Genomic DNA, 17,537 nt, shown 5'->3' on the forward strand with positions numbered 1-17,537 from the left:
TGCGTGCGCTCATGCGATCCTCTCGAAGGTGGGTTCGACCCGCGAGTTCAGGCGGCTGGTGCCGCGCATCGGCGCTTGCGGCGCGGCGGCGGGCGCAGCCGTTGCCGGCGCCTCCGCGACCGGTGCCGCTTCGCCGCGCAGCAAAGCGACCTGGCGCTCGGCGCGATTCAGCTCGTAGGAAACCCGCAACAGCAATCCCATCGCCACGCAGGTCATCATCACGCTGGAGCCGCCGGAAGAAATCAGCGGCAGGGTCAGGCCCTTGGTCGGCAGCAGACCCAGATTGACCCCGATCGAAACGAAGCTCTGCATGCTGATCCACAGCGCGATGCCGAACGCACAGTAGCCGGCGAAGTGCCGACGCATTTCCACGCAGCGCAGACCGAGATGGAAAGCGCGGCCGGCCAGCACCGCGTACAACGCGATCACGGCGCAGACCCCGACGAAACCGAGCTCTTCGCCGATGACGGAGAAGATGAAGTCGGTATGCGCCTCGGGCAGATAGTTCAACTTCTGCACGGAGCCGCCCAGCCCCACCCCCCACCACTCGCCGCGGCCGACCGCCATCAATGCGTTGCTCAGCTGATAGCCGGAGCCGAGCTGGTCTTCCCACGGATTCATGAAGGACGTGATGCGCCGCATGCGGTACGGCTCGAGGATCGCGATGAAGGCGAAAATGGGCAGGCCGATCACGATCGGCGCGGACATGCGCGGCAGGTTCACGCCGCCGAGCACCAGCATGCCGGCGGTGATCGCCAGCAGCAGCGTGGAAGAACCGAAGTCGGGCTGCAGCAGCAGCATGCCGACCAAGGCCACCGCCACGCCGAGCGGCTTGAGCATCGCCGGCCAAGTGGCGTTGACTTCGTCGCGGAAGCGCACCAGGTAGCTGGACAGCCACACGATGTAGAGCACCTTCACCGCTTCCACGACCTGGAACCTGGAAATGCCCAGGTTGATCCAGCGTTTGGCGCCGTTGACGCTGCTGCCCAGGCCCGGAACGAATACGGCGGCGAGCAGCACGAAGCACGCGAGCAGCAACCATTGGTTGTAGTGTTCGACGGCCTTGAGTTCGGTGCGCATCGCCACGTACGCCAGGCCGATGCCCAGGCCCAGGAAGATCACATGACGGGTGAGGTAATAGAACGGATTGCTGTCCATGGCGATCGAGCTGGACGCGACCATCACCACGCCCAACGCCGCCAGCGCCAGCACCACCGCGAGCAACCACGGATCGTAGCGGCCGCCGATCGCTTCGAGTCGCGTCGCTTGGCGTGGGGTGTCGTTCATCAGCGCACCTTCAACGTGGCCAGACCAACGAGGACCAGCACCACCGAGATGATCCAGAAACGCACGATCACGCGCGGCTCGGGCCAGCCCTTTAGTTCGAAGTGGTGATGGATGGGCGCCATGCGGAACACGCGCTTGCCGGTCAGCTTGAACGACGCCACCTGGATCATCACCGACAAGGTCTCGATGACAAAGATGCCGCCCATGATCACCAGCACCAGCTCCTGGCGCACAATCACCGCGACCGTTCCCAGCACCGCGCCCAGCGCCAACGCGCCGATATCGCCCATGAACACCATGGCCGGATAGGTGTTGAACCACAGGAACCCGAGTCCCGCGCCGGCGATGGCCGCGCAGATGATCACCAGTTCGCCGGCGCCGGGCACCTGCGGGATCTGCAAGTAGGCGGAAAACACCGCATTGCCCGAAGCGTAGGCGAACACGCCGAGCGCGCAGGCGACCAGGACCGTGGGCATGATCGCCAGGCCGTCGAGGCCGTCGGTCAGGTTCACCGCATTGGAGAAGCCGACGATCCAGAAGTAGGCGATGGCGATGAAGCCGATGCCCGCCAGCGGCAAGGCGACGCTTTTGATCATCGGGATGTAGAACGTGGTCGACGCGGGAACCGACGGGTCGGCGGTCATGAACAGGAAAATGCCCGCGGCCAGCCCGAAGATCGACTGCAGCAGGTACTTCCAGCGGGACTTCAAACCGTTGGGATCGCGTTTGACGATCTTGATCCAGTCGTCGTACCAGCCGATCGCACCGAAGGCCAGCATCACCAGCAGCACCACCCAGACGTAGCGGTTGCGCAGATCGCCCCACAGCAACACCGATAGCAGCACGGTCATCAGGATGAGCGCACCGCCCATGGTCGGCGTACCGGCCTTGGTGAAATGGGTCTGCGGACCGTCCTGGCGGATCGGCTGACCGCCCTTGAACTGCGCGAGGCGACGGATTACCGCCGGGCCCAGCCATAGCGACAGGAATAGCGACGTCAGCGCCGCCAGGATTCCGCGGAAAGTCAGATAACCGAACAGCCCGAACAGGCTTTCCAGTTGCTGCAGCCAGCGTGTCAATTCAAGCAGCATGCGATGCGCCCTCCCCGGTGGACAGCAATGCGGTCACGATGCGATCCATCGCGCTTCCCCTCGATCCCTTCACCAGGCAGCGCAATGTCTGCGGCTGCGCGAACTGCTGCAGATCGGCGCGCAATGCGTCGGTCAAGGCGGCGTGCGATTCGAAACTGCGCGCACCTTCGCCGAAAGCCAAGGCCGCGGCCGCGCTCAGCGGGCCCAGCGTGTACAAGCGTCGGATCCCCGCGGACTTGGCCTTGCGACCGACGTCGGCATGCAGCGCCTCGCCTTCGGCGCCGAGTTCGCGCATGTCGCCCAGCACCAGCCACGCCTCGCCGCCCGCGGCGGCCAAGGTATCGATAGCGGCGACCAGCGAACCCGGATTGGCGTTGTAGCTGTCGTCGATCAGCACCGCGCCGTTCGGCAGCGTGCGCGCGACCTGCCGTCCAGGCACCGGCTTGCTGTCCGCCAGGCCTTCGGCGATCGTCGTCGGTGCGACCCCGCAGGCCAGCGCCAGCGCGGCGGCGGCCAGGGCGTTGAGCACGTTGTGGCGACCGGGCAAGGACAGATCGACCGTAGCCTCGCCCTGCGGCGTGACCAGCACGAACTGCGAACCTTCCGCACTGGCGCTGATGTCGCGCGCGGTGACCTCCGCGCTGGCGTCCAGCCCGAAGCGGAGGATGCGCTTGCCCGCCGCAAGGCCTGCGAAGTATTCGGCGAAGGCGTCGTCGGCGTTGATCACCGCCACGCCATCGGCGGGCAGCGCGGAATAGATCGCGCCCTTGGTCTCGGCCACGCCCAGCAGGCTGCCCATGCGTTCCAGGTGCGCCGAAGCGACGTTGTTCACCAGCGCCACGTCGGGCGTGACGATGTCGGTCAGGTAGGCGATGTCGCCCAGCTTGCCCGCACCCATTTCGTAGATGGCGAAATCCGCGTCGTCCGGCGCATCGATCACCGCCAGCGGCAGGCCGATCTCGTTGTTGCGGTTGCCGGGATTGAAATAGCTGTTGCCGGCGCGCCGCAGGATCGCCTGGGTCAGGGTCTTGACGCTGGTCTTGCCGTTGCTGCCGGTGATTGCGACCACCTTGCCGCCGCGATCCAGCTGCAAATTGGCGGCGATGCGCCCCAGGGCGACTTGCGTATCGGCCACGACGATCTGCGGAAGATCCACTTCCACCGCGTGATCCACCAACAGCGCGTTTGCGCTGCGCATGGCCGCGTCGTAGGCGAAATCGTGGCCGTCGAAGCGTTCGCCGCGAATCGCCACATACAGGCTGCCCGGCATCAGGCTGCGGGTATCGTTGGTTAGCGTGTCGACCAGGAGGTCCTCGCCGCGCAGTTCGCCACTGGCCCAGTGCGCTAGCAATGAAAGCGGGAGACGCTTCATGCTCGCTCCTCCAGGTACTGGCGCGCGACGGTCGTATCGTCGAATGGGTGCCTGACGCCGGCGACTTCCTGGTAAGGCTCGTGACCCTTGCCGGCGATCAGCACGATATCGTTCGGGCCGGCCTCGCCGATCGCGCGGGCGATGGCTTTGGCGCGGTCGCGCTGTACGACGACGGAGTCGGGCTTGGCGAAACCGGCGACGATGTCGGCGACGATGGCATCGCCGTTCTCCGCGCGCGGATTGTCGTCGGTGACTATCACCACGTCGGCCAGGCGTTCGGCGCTCGCCGCCATCTGCGGCCGCTTGCCGGCATCGCGTTCGCCGCCGCAACCGAATACGCAGATCAACCGTGCCGGCGCGTGGTCGCGCAGACTGGTCAGCGCCTGTTCCAGCGCATCGGGCGTGTGCGCGTAGTCGATGACGACCAGCGGACGTTCGCCGTCGCCGCCGAGACGGTTCATGCGTCCGTGGATCGGCTGCAGCCGGGAAAGCGTGCGCGCGATATCGGTCGGCGCATCCCCGAGCGCATGCAGCGCGCCGGCCACCGCTAGCAGGTTGTCCACGTTGAAGCGCCCCAGCAGCTTGGATTGCACGCCATAGGCATGGCCTTCGATCAGCAGGTCGAAGGCGATGCCGCTGCCGTCGAGGTTCAGGTTTTCCGCGCGTAACGCCGCGTTTTCCTCGCCCCGCGAACTCAGGCCGATGCCTCGCACTTCCTGCGACAACCGGCCGGACAGCTCGCGACCGAAGGCGTCGTCCAGGTTGATCACCGCCGCCTTCAACTCCGGCCACGCGAACAGGCGCGCCTTCGCTGCGCCGTAACCGGCCATGTCGCCGTGATAGTCGAGATGGTCGCGGGTGAGATTGGTGAACACCGCGACGTCGAAATGCACGTTATCGACGCGGCCCTGGTCGAGCGCGTGCGAACTCACTTCCATCGCCACCGCCTTGGCGCCGGCGTCGCGCAACTGCGCGAGCAAGGCATGCATCTGCAGTACCAGCGGCGTGGTGAAGCCGGTCGCCACCACCTCGCCGTACAGGCCCGCGCCCAAGGTGCCGATGCTGCCTGCGCGGATGCCGCGCAAATGCCAGGCCTGAGCCAACAGCTGCACCGTGGACGTTTTGCCGTTGGTGCCGGTCACCCCCACCATCGACATATCGCGCGAAGGACGCGCGTGGAAACGATCCGCCATGTCGCCCATCCGCGCACGCAGTCCGGGAACGGCGATCGCATCGGCCGGAACCTGGAACTCGATCGGCGCCGGCGGTTCGAACAGGATTGCGCTGGCGCCCGCGGCCTGCGCCTGCTCGACGAAACCCAATCCGTGCGCGCCGAAGCCGGCGATGGCGACGAATGCGTCGCCCGGCTCGATATGGCGGCTGTCGAGCACCAGTCCGCGGATCACGATGTCGCGCGGAATCTCAACGTCCGGCAGCAAGTCCGCCAGGGCCATGGCGCGCCTCATTGCACATCGCCCGGCAGCGACACGGGTAGCGCGGCATGTACGTCGACCGGAACGGCAGCCACCGGCAAAGCCGCCGGCGCGCGCTTGCCGTCGGCCTTTTCCTGAGCCGCGATCCAGGTCTCGATATCGTCCGGCGCCACATCCATCAGGCGCAGTGCGCCTTCCATGACGTTGTGGAACACCGGTCCGGCGACCAGGCCGCCGTAGTACGAGCCATTGGTCGGATCATTCACGACCACGGCCATCGCGAAACGAGGATTGTCCACCGGCACCACACCGGCGAAGAACGACAGGTACTTGCGCGAATAACCGCCGCCGGACGCCTTGCGCGAAGTGCCGGTCTTGCCAGCGACGTGGTAACCGAGGATCGCGGCCTGGGTCGCGGTACCGCCGGGCTCGGTCACGGTCTGCATCATCTTCATCACCTCGGCCGCGATGGCCGGGTCGAGGACCTGCTTCGGCTCGTTGCGTTCGCCTTTGACGAAGGTCGGCTGAATCGCGCGCCCGCCGTTGGCCAGCGTGGCGTAGGCGTGCGCGACCTGGAGCGGCGTGACCGCAAGGCCATAGCCGTAAGACATGGTCTGCTTGCTGGTGCCGCTCCATTGGCTGGGCGCCGGGAACAGCCCGGCGGCTTCGCCGGGAAAGCCGCTTCGCGTGCTCTGGCCGTAGCCCATCTTGCGGAAGAAATCGTAGAACTGCCGGTTATCCAATCGGCTCGCGATCTTGGCGGCGCCCACATTGGAGCTCTTGCGGATCACACCCGTAGTGTCGAGAACGCCATAGTTGTGCGTGTCGGTGGTGCGGTACCTGCCGTTAGGCATCCAGCCGGGATTGGTGTTGAACAGCGTCGCCGGGGTGATCACGCCGTTCTCGAGCCCTGCGGCGACGGTGAGGGGCTTGGCGGTCGAGCCGGGTTCGAACAGGTCGGTCACTGCGCGGTTTCGGTGCGCATCCGGCTTGCCCAGCGACGCCGCATTGGGATTGAAAGTGGGCAGGTTGACCATGGCCAGCACTTCGCCGGTGGCCACGTCCAGCACCACCGCCGAACCGCTGCTCGCGCCGTTGGAGATCAGCGCGTTGCGCAGTTCGCGATAAGCCAGGAACTGGATGCGGCGATCGATGCTCAGGGTCAGGTCCTTGCCCGGTTGCGCCTGCTTGACCAGATCCACGTTCTCGACGATGCGGCCACGGTTGTCGCGGATGACTTTTTTGGCCCCCGGGCTGCCGCGCAGCCACTCGTCGAACGCCAGTTCGACGCCTTCCTGTCCACGGTCGTCTATGTTGGTGAAGCCCAGCACGTGGGCCATGGCTTCGCCCTGCGGGTAGAAGCGGCGGAACTCGCGCTTCGAATACACGCCAGGCACGCCATGGGCCAGGATCTTCTTGGCCTCGTCCGGGTTGATTCGGCGCTTGAGGTAATAGAACTCTTTTTCCGCGCGCTGGCTGATGCGGCTGGTGAGCGTGTCCAGCGGCTCGCCCAGGGCCTTGGCCAACTCAGGCAAACGGTCAGGCGCTTTCAGCAGCTCCTTGGGGTCGCACCAGATCGACTCGACCGGAGAAGATACCGCCACCGGCTCGCCGTTGCGGTCGGTGATCATGCCGCGTGAGGTCGGTATCTCGATGTCGCGCACGAAGCGCTCGTTGCCTTCGCGCTGGTAGAAGTCGCGGTTGACCAGCTGCACGTAGGCCGCGCGGCCGATCAGGCTGACCGAGCACAATCCCAATGCGCTAACGACGAGCAGTACGCGACCGCGCAGATTGAAACGCGCGCGGTTGCGGCCGCGCGGCGCGGGATTCTTGTCCCTGCCCTTCATGGACGCACCACCACGACATCGCCCGCTTCCGGGAATTTCATGCCCAGACGCAGGCGCGCGATCTGGTCGATACGGTTGCTTTCGGCCACGGTGGCCTGCTCCAGCTGCAGGCGGCCGAATTCGATGTTGAGTTCGTCGCGCACCTTTTCCAACTGCGCCAACTCGACGAACAGCAGGCGGTGACGATGGCGCGCATACACCACGCCGATCGCGGAAGCGATGCCGCCCAGGATAAGCACTACCATCAGGAAGCGGCTCATGCGGCGGCTCCGAGTTTCTCGGCCACGCGCAGCACCGCGCTGCGGGCGCGCGGATTGGCGGAGGTCTCCGCGGCGTCGGCGCGCTGGGCGTCGCCGATGGCCTTGAGCGTGGGCACGAATACGTCCAGCTCCGGCAAGCGGCGATTGGCCGGCGGCGCCTTGGCATGCCGCGCGATGAAACGCTTGACGATGCGGTCTTCCAGCGAGTGGAAACTGATCACGGCCAGGCGGCCGCCGACCTTCAGACGCTCCAGCGCGCCGTCCAGCCCGGTTTCCAGATCGGCCAGTTCGCGATTGATGTGGATGCGGATGGCCTGGAAGCTGCGCGTGGCCGGATGGAGTTCTTTTTTACCGCTAGCATGCTTCCCACGACCGACCACGGCGCCCAGCAGATCGGCCAGGTCGGCGGTGCGGGTGAACGGCTTCTCGGCGCGGCGCGCGACGATCGCCTTGGCGATGCGGCGGCTCAGGCGCTCCTCGCCGTAGGTCCAGAGCACGTCGGCGATTTCCGCCTCGTCCGCGCGCGCGATCCACTGCGCGGCGCTCTCGCCGCTGTCCGGGTCCATGCGCATGTCCAGGGGACCGTCCTTGCCGAAGCTGAAACCGCGTTCGGCCACGTCCAGCTGCGGCGAGGAAACGCCAAGGTCGAGCAGGACTCCGTCGAGGCCGGCGGCGGTCGCGTTCCAATCGGCGAGCGTTGCGAAACTGCCGCGATGAATCTCGACGCGCGCATCGCCGGCGAACGACTGTTCGGCGTGGGCGATCGCTTCGGGATCCTTGTCCATCAGCAGCAGCCGGCCTCCCGGGCCGAGTCTTTGCAGCACGCCGCGCGCATGTCCGCCGCGCCCGAAGGTGCCATCCAGGTAGGTTCCGTTCTCTCGCACCTGCAGCCCTTCCATGACCTGCACAAACATCACTGGCAGATGCCGCGCGGGAAGGTGGCCGGCCTGCGCTTCGCCGCGCATCCGGGCACCGTCCGTCACAGCTTCAGGTCGAGCATGTGCTCGCTCAGATCGTCGTCGGACAAGGTCTGACGGATCTGCGCGTGATGCGCCTGCTCGCTCCACAATTCGAATTTGTCGCCCATGCCCAGCAGCACGGCCTTTTTCTCGATACCCACCGCGCTGCGATGGCTGGCCGGAATGCTGATGCGCCCGTTGCCGTCCAGCTCCACCGGAGTCGCGGCGCCCACCAGCTTCAACTGCAGGTTGCGGTGCGCACGCTGGGTGCTGGGCAAGGCATTGACCGAGTCGCGGACGCGCTGCCATTCCTTCTCGGGATACAGGTATAGGCAGCCCAGCTCGAAGGGGTTGTAGGCGATCACCAGCCGGTTGGCGCATTCGCGCGCGACAAGCTCGCGATAGGCGGTGGGCACCGCCAATCGGCCCTTGTCGTCAACTGTGATGGCGGTCTCACCTTGGAACACGACCCCTGCACCCACGAAATCCGCTGGAAGGCGGCAATTGAACCACGAAAAACCACTAATAACCCGGTTTTCCCTCTGGTGCCCACCTTAGCACCGGCCGGAAGGTTGTCAACAGGGAAGACAGGAATGAATCGTCTTTTACTTCAATAGCTTGCGAGACACTTCACAAACTTGTTCAAGGGTTATCCACAAGCTGCTGTTTAGTCTCAAATTTTGAGATTAGGCCTGGATTCAGTGGCGTGGAGAGGATGTGAATAAGATGAATCTCTCTGGCTCTTGAGACTTCTTCACTGGCAGTTGATTGCGCGGACACCGAAAATCGCAGGCATGTGCCTGGTCGCCGTCGCCTGGAAGATCCACCCCCGCTGGCGGCTGCTGATGGCCGGCAATCGCGATGAATTTCATGCCCGTCCCACTGCCGGACTGGCGGCGTGGCCGGAGCCGTCCGGCCTCCGGGCCGGTCGCGACCTCCAATCCGGCGGCACCTGGGTAGGTATCGAGGGACGCGGACGCGCTGCGGTAGTGACCAATGTGCGCGACCCGTTGGCGCAGACGCTTTCGGGTCCCTCGCGGGGAGAGCTGCCGGTGGGTTTTCTGCAGGGCACGGACGATGCCGCCCGCCATGGCCGCGACTCGATGGCGAACGCAGGCAATTACTCGCCTTTCAATCTGCTGATCGCCGATGCGGATTCGTGCGAATACATCGGCAATCATCCCGTAGCCGAACATCGCACCATCGCGCCGGGCATCCACGGCATGTCCAATGGCGGCTTCGATATTCCCTGGCCGAAGACGCGGCGCCTTTGCGAAGCCATGCGCAAATGGTCGGAGACCGACGCGATCGATCCGGCACCGTTATGGCATGCGCTTGCCGACGAGCGAACCGCCGACGATGCGGAGTTGCCCGACACCGGCGTCGGCCTCGAACTGGAACGCACGCTCTCCCCCGCCTTCATCCGCGGCCCTCTCTACGGCACCCGCGCCAGCACCATCATCGCCCTCGATTACCAGGGGCGCGGCTACATCAGCGAACGCAGATTCGGCCCCAATGGCGTTTTCGAAGGCGAAACCACGCTATTCAACGACGCGTGACGCACAAGCCACACGCACGCAAGAGCGCGTAGGAGCGGCCTCCGACAAAGTCGTTAGCCCCCTTTAGTAAAGGGGGCGCCGCGACAGCGGCGGGGAATTGGGTGCACAAGCCGGGGCCCATAGTTGCAAAGCAACTATGGGGCTTCTATTGACGCAAGCGTCAATAGAAGCGGCGGAGCCGGCCGATAAGCCGGGTTCTGTCGTGGACAGTCATTCCTCTAGGCGCAACGTCGCCGTTACGCTCAAGCAACCTACCCGGACCCGACGCGGGCCGCGTCATGAGGTCCCTATTTGGTCTTGCTCCCGGTGGGGTTTGCCGTACCGGTCTGTTGCCAGACTCGCGGTGCGCTCTTACCGCACCATTTCACCCTTACCACGCGTTCCGAAGAACCGTTCGGCGGTATCTTTCTGTTGCACTATCCGTCGGCTCGCGCCGCCCAGGCGTTACCTGGCACCGTGCCCTGTGGAGCCCGGACTTTCCTCGGCACTCTTGCGAGTGACGCGACTGTCTGGCCGACTCCGCCATGCGTATTGTCGCACAGCGCATACGCTTACTCCGTTCCGCCCTGCCCATACAGCGCCTTGCGCGGCGCGCCGCTGATCTCCGCCGCCAGTTTGGCCGCTGTCGAAGGCGGCAGGTGCTCGCTCAACTTCGCATACAGGCGCCGGCCTTCGATCAGCTGCGCTTCCTCGTCGTCGCCCGCGCCCTGCACCATCACCACGAACTCGCCCTTGCGCTGGTTGTCGTCGGCTTCCACTTGCGCGTGCAGCTCGGCGAGGGTGCCGTCGAGCACCGTCTCGAACATCTTGGTCAGCTCGCGCGCGATCACCGCGATGCGGTCGTCGCCGAACACGCTACGCATATCGGCCAGGGATTCGGCGATGCGATGCGAGGATTCGTAGAAGACCAGCGTGCGGGTTTCGCTGGCCAAGCGGCCCATGCGTTCGCGGCGCGCGGAAGATTTGGCCGGCAGGAAGCCCTCGAAGGTGAAGCGGTCGCTGGGCAACCCGGCCACGCTGAGCGCGGCGATCGCCGCGCATGCGCCGGGAATGGGGCTGACCCGCAAGCCCGCTGCGCGCGCGGCGCGGACCACGCGATAACCGGGATCGCTGACCAGCGGCGTGCCCGCATCGCTGACCAGCGCCAGCGAATCGCCGCCGGAGAGGCGTTCGACGATGCGCTCGGACATCGCTTCCTCGTTGTGCTCGTGCAGGGCCAGCAAAGGTCGATCGATGCCGAAATGGGACAGCAGTTGACGGGTGTGGCGCGTGTCTTCGGCGCAGATCGCGGCGACCGTCTTCAACGTCTCCAGCGCCCGTGGCGAAAGGTCGGCCAGGTTGCCGATCGGCGTGGCGACGATGAATAGTGTTCCAGCGGGTGTTCCGACGGCCATGGGCAGGCATTCCTGAAGGCGGTGGACTGAACGCAGTCCCGCGCCGCCGAAGGTACAATCCTAGCCGGTTCCCACGTACGGCCGCTGAGCAAGCCCATGGATAAGCGATTCGGAAGGATGCGTCTCCTCGATACTGCCGCCCTGTTGATGTTGGCGGCGCTGTTCGCCGGCTGCGCCACCACCAACGTGAGCGGCCCAGCCGCGTCGCGCGAGGCCATCAGCGCGCTGAAGGAAGCCGCGGCCCTGGCCCGCAACGACGCCGCCCTGACCGGCCAGGCCAAGATCGACAATGCCCGTCAGATCGAGCGTCTGTTGTCCGGTATCGACAACGCCACTCTCGCCCGCGATGCGGCGGCGCTGCCCGTGGGCGATCCGCTGTATCCCTTCGCAGGTCGCGCACTGCTGAATCGCGGCCTGCCGCTGCCGCGTCCGTTCGATCGCGGCGCGCAGTGGCGTTTCGACCTGAACAATCGTCCGGCCGCCGAACGCGACGGCTACCGCCCGCCGGTCAAATTGGCGGTGCTGTTGCCGCTTTCGGGACAGCTGGCCACGGCTTCGGCGCCGGTTCGCGACGGCCTTCTGGCCGGTTACTACGGCGAATCCCGCCGTCGGCCGGAAATAAATTTCTACGACACCGCCGGTACGGCCACGGGCGCGGTGGATGCCTATGGCAAGGCTGCCGCGGGCGGCGCGGATTTCGTCATCGGGCCGCTGGGTCGCGATGAAGTCAGCGCCGTGTTTGGTCAGTCCAACCTGCCGGTGCCGGTACTGGCCTTGAACCGCGGCACAGGCGCGCCTCCCTCAGGCAACGCAGGCTTCTCGTTGGCGCCGGAGGACGACGGCATCATCGCCGCCGAATACCTGCTCAGCCGCGAACGCAAGACCGCGCTGATCATCAACGGCAGCGACGACAACGGCAGGCGCGCGGCCAATGCGTTCCGCGAGCGTTTCACCCAGCGCGGCGGTACGGTCGCCGAGGCGATCAGCGTGGCCGACGCTCCGGGCAATATTTCCGCGAATCTGGCCAGCGCTTCGCAGCGCGGCGTCGATGCGGTGTTCCTCGCCTTGAAAGGCGGTGCCGCACGCGCGATCGCACCGCAACTGGCCATGGCCGGTCTGGGCGGCAAGAGCCGCGTCGCCACCTCGCAGCTGATTTCCGGCACCGGCAAGCCGGAACAGGACAGCGCGCTGGATGGCATCGTCTATCCGACCGAAGTGTGGACCGCGCGCGGCATCGGCGGCCTGCCTGCGGCCGGCAGCGTCGGCCTGCCGACCGCACGTGGACCCGCGGCGCGCCTTTTCGCCTTCGGCTACGACGCGTGGTTGCTGACCGCGTATCTGGAAAAACTCGCGACCGGCAACAACGCCGAAGTGAAAGGCGCCACCGGCGTGCTCAGGCTCGATGGTTTCGGCAACGTGATCCGCACGCCGGCCTGGTCCACCTTCAATGGCGGACGCGCGGCGCCGATCGCCGGTAGTGACTGAACGCGCAACGCTCGATCGCAGGGCGCGCGGCAACCTGGCCGAATCGGCCGCGCGCGATGCCTTGCTGCGCGCCGGTCTGCGTGAAGTAGCCTCGAATGCGAACTATCGCGGCGGCGAACTCGACTTGGTCATGCTGGATCGCGGACGCGACGGCGACACGCTGGTATTCGTCGAGGTGAGATACCGCAGTTCTGCGGCATTCGGCGGCGGCGCGGCTTCGGTGGATGTCGGCAAGCGCCGCAAGCTGGTGCATGCCGCGCAAAGCTTCCTCGGCCAGCATCGGCAATACAGCAATCTGCCGTGCCGGTTCGATGTAGTCGAAGCCGATGGCGATCCACAGGCGCCGCGCATCAACTGGCTGCGCGATGCGTTCCGCGCGGACGACATCTAGGACGTTTTCCCATGCCCAGCATCATCACTCACGCCGCGGTTCCGCTGGCCCTGTGGTATGCGGCCGATCGCGGGCGAATTTCAACCAGACTGCTCGTTGCGGGCGTCGCGGCCTCGATCTTGCCGGACCTGGACGTGGTCGCGTTCGCGCTGGAAATTCCCTACGCCGATGCCCTGGGCCATCGCGGCGCCAGCCATTCCCTGTTGTTCGCCGGCTCGATTGCCCTGCTCGGTGCCGCTCTGCACAGGCCGCTGCGCGCCGGATCATTGCAGGCTGCCGTGTGGCTGTTCGTCTGCACCGCCTCGCACCCGCTGCTCGACGCCATTACCTCGGGCGGATTGGGCGTGGCATTGCTATGGCCGTGGAACGATCAGCGTTTCTTCGCGCCGTGGCGCCCGATCCTGGTGTCGCCGTTCGCCAATGGCTTCTTCAGTGCGCGTGGCATAGCGACATTGCTGTCGGAGCTTCGCTGGGTATGGCTGCCGTTGTTCGCGGGAGCCACGTTGTGGAAGCTGATCCAGCGCGGGAGCGCGCGCGGTCCGCAGGAACGCTTCTAGAGGAAATGTTCGTAGCCGCGGCTGGGCGGCCGCCACTCCTGCGCGTCCGCATCGAAGGCGCGAACGCCCTGTTCTGAGACGATACGACCGATACGCGTCGCGGATACGTCGGTGAAATCCAAAGCCTGGACGATCAGGTCGCGGTTATGCGGCGAGGCGGTGAAGCACAGCTCGTAGTCGTCACCGCCGCAGGCCTGCCAGCCCCAGCGCCTGTTCGATTCCACCGATGCCAAGTCTGCCGATGCCGGCAACTCCACGAGGTTTATCTCCGCGCCTACGCCGCTGCTTTCGCAGATATGCGTCAAATCGGCGAGCAAACCGTCGGAAATATCGATGCACGCATGCGCCAAACCGGACAACCGCCGTCCCGCAGCCACGCGCGGCATGGGCCGGTCCAGACGCTGGCGCAACGACTTGGGAGCTTCGCGCCCTTGCTGCAGCGCTTCCAACGCCGCCGCTGCGTCGCCCGGCGTCCCCGTTACCCACACATCGTCGCCCACTCGTGCCCGATCGCGACGCAGTGCGCCTCCTGATTCGACCAGACCCATCGCGGTGACCGAGATCGAAAGCGGTCCGCGCGTGGTGTCGCCGCCCACTAGCCCGATTGCGTGTTGATCGGCAAGGTCGAGGAATCCGTCCAGAAAAGCGTCGACCCAGCTTGGGTCGGCTTGCGGAAGCGACAACGACAAGGTGCACCAGGCTGGCACCGCGCCCATCGCGGCAAGATCGGAAAGATTGACCGCGAGCGATTTCCAGCCGATGTCAGCCGGCGCGGTGGCGTCAGGAAAATGCACGCCGGCATTGAGCGTATCGGCCGTCACCACCAGTTGCCGGTCGGGCGGCACCTGCAGCAATGCGGCATCGTCGCCGATGCCAAGCACCACACCGCCCCGTTGGCCCGCGCGTGCGCGGATGCGGGCAATCAGGTCGAATTCGGCTGCGCTCATGCGCGCAGCATAAAGCTGTATCCGCCTTTATTCACGCTAATAGAGGCAGCCCGCGGATTTATCTAGCCGCGTTGAATTCCGCGGGACGCCAGTCCGCCGCGGCCTTGTCCAACACGCCGTTGACATAGGTGTGTCCATGCTCGGAACCGAAACGCTTGGCGATCTCGATCGCCTCGTTCAGGACCACGCGATACGGAACATCGGGACGATGGATCAGTTCGTAGGCCGACAGGCGCAGTACGGCGCGCTCGATCGGATCGACTTCCTCGACCGGGCGGTCGAGATAACCGACCAGCGCTTCGTCCAAGCTGGCGCGATGCTTGACCACGCCGCGGACCAGGTCATCGAAATATTCCAGGTCGGCGATCTCATGCGCCTGTTCGTGCGCGAACTGCGCGATCACCTGTTCCACCAAGCCGCCCGACATCTGCCAGGCATACACCGCCTGCAGCGCCCGACGCCGCGCGCGTGCGCGGGTGACCGGGTCGACGCCATCGCGGCGGCCCTCCTTGCGCGGGTGACGGTTCATGCCAATTGCTCCAGCAGCTGCGCCATTTCGATGGCGGCCAGCGCGGCTTCCTCGCCCTTGTTGCCGTGGCTGCCGCCCGCGCGCACTTCCGCGTCCTCGATGCGTTCGACCGCCAATACGCCGTTCATCACCGGAATGCCGAAGTCCAGCGACACCCGCATCAGCCCTTCGGCGCAACGGTCGGCGACGTGTTCGTAATGGCGCGTGTCGCCTCGGATCACGCAACCCAGCGCAATGATGGCCGCGTGCTGGCTGCCTGCGGCGATACGCGCCGCCGCCACGGGAATTTCCCAGGCGCCCGGCACGCGGATCACGTCCACCGCGGTATCGGCCACGCCGTTGCCGGCCAGGCTCTGGCGCGCACCGGTGACCAGCGCATCGGTGATGCGCGGATTCCAGCGGCTGGCGATGATCGCGAAACGTGCGGCTTCGGGAGCGCGCAGCTCGCCTTCGTAATGGGGCATGGGAGGCAGGTACCGGATGGGGCGGCAAGTTTAGCAGCCAGGGAAAAGCGACGCTTTAGGCCTCCCTCTTTGAAAAAGAGGGCAAGCACCAAGCATCAGTACGACACGTATTCCACGACATCCAGTCCGTAGCCCGCCAAACCCACCTGCCGGCGCGGCGTGCCCAGCACCCGCAGCTTGCCCAAGCCCAGGTCGGCCAGAATCTGGGCGCCAGCGCCATTGCGCCGCCACTCGGCCAGGGCAGCGCCCGGCGCTGCTTCCGGTTCGTGCCCGCTTTCTGCGCGGATCGCTCCTGCGCGAATCCGCTCCAGCATCGATTCGGCGGTGCTGGATTCGCTTAACAAGACCAGCGCGCCGCAGCCTTCGCGGACGATCGCAGCCAGCACCTCGCCGACCGCAGGACCGAAGTCCGCGCGGCGCCAGTGCAACGCATCGGCCAGCGGGTTCTGCATATGCACGCGGACCAGGGTGGGCACAGTGGCGTCGGCCTCGCCGCGCAGCAGCGCGAAGTGCAGCCCGTGGCTGAGGCGGTCGCGATAGGTGTGCAGCTTGAAGGGGCCGTGTTCGGTTTCGATGTCGCGCACGTCCACGCGTTCGATGGTGTGCTCGGTGCTCAGGCGGTAGCGGATGAGCTCTTCGATGGAGCCGATCTTCAGGCCGTGCTCGCGCGCGAATTCCTCCAGCTGCGGGCGCCGGGCCATGCTGCCGTCGGCATTGAGGATCTCGACCAGCACGCCGGCCGGCTCCAATCCTGCGAGCAGGGCGAGATCGCTGGCCGCTTCGGTGTGGCCGGAACGGTTGAGCACGCCGCCCGGCTGCGAAGTCAGCGGAAAGATGTGCCCGGGCTGCGACAGGTCCTGCGGTTTCACGTCCGGACGTACGGCGGTGCGGATGGTGTGCGCGCGATCGTAGGCGGAGATGCCGGTGGTGACCCCTTCGGCCGCTTCGATGCTGACGGTGAAGTTGGTGTGGTGCTGCGAAGTGTTGTCCTGGACCATCGGCGGCAGACCGAGCTGGCGGCAGCGCTCGCGGGTCAACGACAGGCAGACCAGGCCGCGCGCATGGGTGACCATGAAGTTGATGTCGGACGGCTTGACCATTTCCGCGGCCATGATCAAGTCGCCTTCGTTCTCGCGATCCTCATCGTCGACGATGACGACCATGCGGCCGTTGCGGATTTCTTCCAGCAGCTCGGGGATAGGCGCGAAACTCATGCGGCGGCTCCTGCGGAGCCCATTCCAAGCAGGCGCTCGACGTAGCGCGCCACCAGGTCGATCTCCAGGTTCACCGCGTGGCCGACCGTCGTTTGCGCGAAGGCGGTGTGCGACACGGTGTGCGGGATCAAGGCTACTTCGAACCCGCCTTCATCCACTTCATTGACGGTGAGGCTGACCCCATCCACACAGATCGAACCTTTCTTGGCGATATAGCGCAGCAGGGCCGGCGACGCCGCGAAGCGCCAGCGCTGGGCGCGCGCGTCCTGTTGGATGTCGAGAACCTTGCCGACGCCGTCGACATGGCCGCTGACCAGATGGCCGCCGAGACGGTCGGTGGGACGCATGGCGCGTTCCAGGTTCAGCATGGCGCCCACAGGCAGGCCGCCGAGCGTGGTCAGCGAAAGCGTTTCGTTGGAAGCGTCGGCTTCGAAGGAGTGCGCGTCGAACGCCACCACGGTCAGGCACACGCCATTGACGGAGACGCTTTCGCCCAACTGCGCATCGGCGAAGGGAAGGCTGCCGACCTCGATGGTCAGGCGGGCGTCGCCGCCGCGGTTTTCGGAGGCGGCCAGGCGGCCCGTGCCTTCGATGATTCCGGTGAACATCAGCGTCCGCTCCTGGTCTGGAGGGCGGCATGCGAGCATTTGATTGCTGTGGACATGATTACAGTGGGCATGAGCCGTTTCCCGCGAAATGAATGCGAAAAACGCCCACAGGGCACGAGGCGACGCGACCGCAAGGCCGC

At 65.9% G+C, this 17,537-nt stretch carries 17 protein-coding genes, 1 other RNA gene and 1 pseudogene; 4 read left to right on the forward strand and 15 right to left on the reverse strand.

Annotated elements, in window-relative coordinates; all coding sequences use genetic code 11:
• Nucleotides 1–9: 9 nt before the first annotated feature.
• The 8 genes from ftsW to mraZ are packed head-to-tail and all read right to left on the reverse strand — an operon-like array spanning nt 10 to nt 8,716.
• Complete coding sequence (ftsW, locus tag J2W94_RS17170) at nt 10–1,287, reverse strand: putative lipid II flippase FtsW (protein ID WP_310096018.1); 1,278 nt, start codon at nt 1,285–1,287, stop codon at nt 10–12.
• Complete coding sequence (gene mraY / locus J2W94_RS17175; protein WP_310096020.1) at nt 1,287–2,378, reverse strand: phospho-N-acetylmuramoyl-pentapeptide-transferase; 1,092 nt, start codon at nt 2,376–2,378, stop codon at nt 1,287–1,289. Before mraY ends, ftsW begins: the two co-directional genes overlap by 1 nt.
• A complete protein-coding gene (locus J2W94_RS17180) occupies nt 2,368–3,750 on the reverse strand; it encodes a UDP-N-acetylmuramoyl-tripeptide--D-alanyl-D-alanine ligase (protein WP_310096022.1) in 1,383 nt (460 codons plus the stop codon). Before J2W94_RS17180 ends, mraY begins: the two co-directional genes overlap by 11 nt.
• Nucleotides 3,747–5,216, reverse strand: coding sequence for a UDP-N-acetylmuramoyl-L-alanyl-D-glutamate--2,6-diaminopimelate ligase (locus J2W94_RS17185; protein WP_310096024.1), 1,470 nt, complete (start codon nt 5,214–5,216; stop codon nt 3,747–3,749). The genes J2W94_RS17180 and J2W94_RS17185 overlap by 4 nt, the downstream gene beginning before the upstream one ends.
• Nucleotides 5,213–7,030, reverse strand: coding sequence for a peptidoglycan D,D-transpeptidase FtsI family protein (locus J2W94_RS17190; RefSeq protein ID WP_310096025.1), 1,818 nt, complete (start codon nt 7,028–7,030; stop codon nt 5,213–5,215). Before J2W94_RS17190 ends, J2W94_RS17185 begins: the two co-directional genes overlap by 4 nt.
• Entirely contained in the window at nt 7,027–7,290 is a 264-nt protein-coding gene (gene ftsL, locus J2W94_RS17195; protein WP_310096028.1) for a cell division protein FtsL, read from the reverse strand. The genes J2W94_RS17190 and ftsL overlap by 4 nt, the downstream gene beginning before the upstream one ends.
• Nucleotides 7,287–8,255, reverse strand: a complete 969-nt coding sequence (gene rsmH / locus J2W94_RS17200; RefSeq protein WP_310096030.1) for a 16S rRNA (cytosine(1402)-N(4))-methyltransferase RsmH — start codon at nt 8,253–8,255, stop codon at nt 7,287–7,289. Before rsmH ends, ftsL begins: the two co-directional genes overlap by 4 nt.
• Before the next feature lie 14 nt (nt 8,256–8,269).
• Nucleotides 8,270–8,716, reverse strand: coding sequence for a division/cell wall cluster transcriptional repressor MraZ (gene mraZ, locus J2W94_RS17205; protein WP_310096032.1), 447 nt, complete (start codon nt 8,714–8,716; stop codon nt 8,270–8,272).
• A 327-nt stretch (nt 8,717–9,043) separates the two neighbouring features.
• Between mraZ and J2W94_RS17210 the strand changes: the two genes are divergently transcribed.
• Nucleotides 9,044–9,808 (forward strand): NRDE family protein, encoded by a 765-nt coding sequence (locus J2W94_RS17210; RefSeq protein WP_310096034.1) that lies wholly within the window; start codon nt 9,044–9,046, stop codon nt 9,806–9,808.
• Nucleotides 9,809–9,978: 170 nt separating this feature from the next.
• Here the strand turns inward: J2W94_RS17210 and rnpB are convergent.
• Both rnpB and rsmI read right to left on the reverse strand, forming a co-directional pair.
• Nucleotides 9,979–10,329: RNase P RNA component class A (rnpB, locus tag J2W94_RS17215), an RNA gene on the reverse strand.
• Between the two features lie 30 nt (nt 10,330–10,359).
• A complete protein-coding gene (gene rsmI, locus J2W94_RS17220; protein ID WP_310096037.1) occupies nt 10,360–11,202 on the reverse strand; it encodes a 16S rRNA (cytidine(1402)-2'-O)-methyltransferase in 843 nt (280 codons plus the stop codon).
• A 54-nt stretch (nt 11,203–11,256) separates the two neighbouring features.
• On the opposite strand from rsmI, the pseudogene J2W94_RS17225 reads away from it, so the two are divergent.
• The 3 genes and pseudogenes from J2W94_RS17225 to J2W94_RS17235 all read left to right on the forward strand — a co-directional run.
• A pseudogene (locus J2W94_RS17225) lies at nt 11,257–12,687 on the forward strand (penicillin-binding protein activator); the annotation flags it as partial.
• Nucleotides 12,680–13,078, forward strand: a complete 399-nt coding sequence (locus J2W94_RS17230) for a YraN family protein (protein ID WP_430540646.1) — start codon at nt 12,680–12,682, stop codon at nt 13,076–13,078. The pseudogene J2W94_RS17225 and the gene J2W94_RS17230, both read left to right, overlap by 8 nt.
• Before the next feature lie 11 nt (nt 13,079–13,089).
• Nucleotides 13,090–13,635, forward strand: a complete 546-nt coding sequence (locus J2W94_RS17235) for a metal-dependent hydrolase (protein ID WP_310096040.1) — start codon at nt 13,090–13,092, stop codon at nt 13,633–13,635.
• On the opposite strand, the gene thiL is transcribed toward J2W94_RS17235, so the two are convergent.
• From thiL to J2W94_RS17260, 5 genes are all read right to left on the reverse strand, one after another.
• On the reverse strand, nt 13,632–14,582 hold the full coding sequence (gene thiL / locus J2W94_RS17240; protein ID WP_310096042.1) for a thiamine-phosphate kinase: 951 nt from the start codon (nt 14,580–14,582) through the stop codon (nt 13,632–13,634). The genes J2W94_RS17235 and thiL overlap by 4 nt on opposite strands.
• Before the next feature lie 58 nt (nt 14,583–14,640).
• On the reverse strand, nt 14,641–15,111 hold the full coding sequence (gene nusB, locus J2W94_RS17245) for a transcription antitermination factor NusB (RefSeq protein WP_310096044.1): 471 nt from the start codon (nt 15,109–15,111) through the stop codon (nt 14,641–14,643).
• Nucleotides 15,108–15,575: a 6,7-dimethyl-8-ribityllumazine synthase gene (gene ribH / locus J2W94_RS17250; protein ID WP_310096046.1), complete on the reverse strand. Its 468-nt coding sequence runs from the start codon at nt 15,573–15,575 to the stop codon at nt 15,108–15,110. Before ribH ends, nusB begins: the two co-directional genes overlap by 4 nt.
• 95 nt (nt 15,576–15,670) lie before the next feature.
• On the reverse strand, nt 15,671–16,789 hold the full coding sequence (gene ribB / locus J2W94_RS17255; RefSeq protein ID WP_310096048.1) for a 3,4-dihydroxy-2-butanone-4-phosphate synthase: 1,119 nt from the start codon (nt 16,787–16,789) through the stop codon (nt 15,671–15,673).
• On the reverse strand, nt 16,786–17,397 hold the full coding sequence (locus tag J2W94_RS17260; protein ID WP_310096050.1) for a riboflavin synthase: 612 nt from the start codon (nt 17,395–17,397) through the stop codon (nt 16,786–16,788). The genes ribB and J2W94_RS17260 overlap by 4 nt, the downstream gene beginning before the upstream one ends.
• Between the last annotated feature and the right edge of the window lie 140 nt (nt 17,398–17,537).

Origin of the sequence: Pseudoxanthomonas sacheonensis, assembly GCF_031455975.1 — a bacterium.
Classification (GTDB): Bacteria; Pseudomonadota; Gammaproteobacteria; order Xanthomonadales; family Xanthomonadaceae; genus Pseudoxanthomonas_A; species Pseudoxanthomonas_A sacheonensis_A.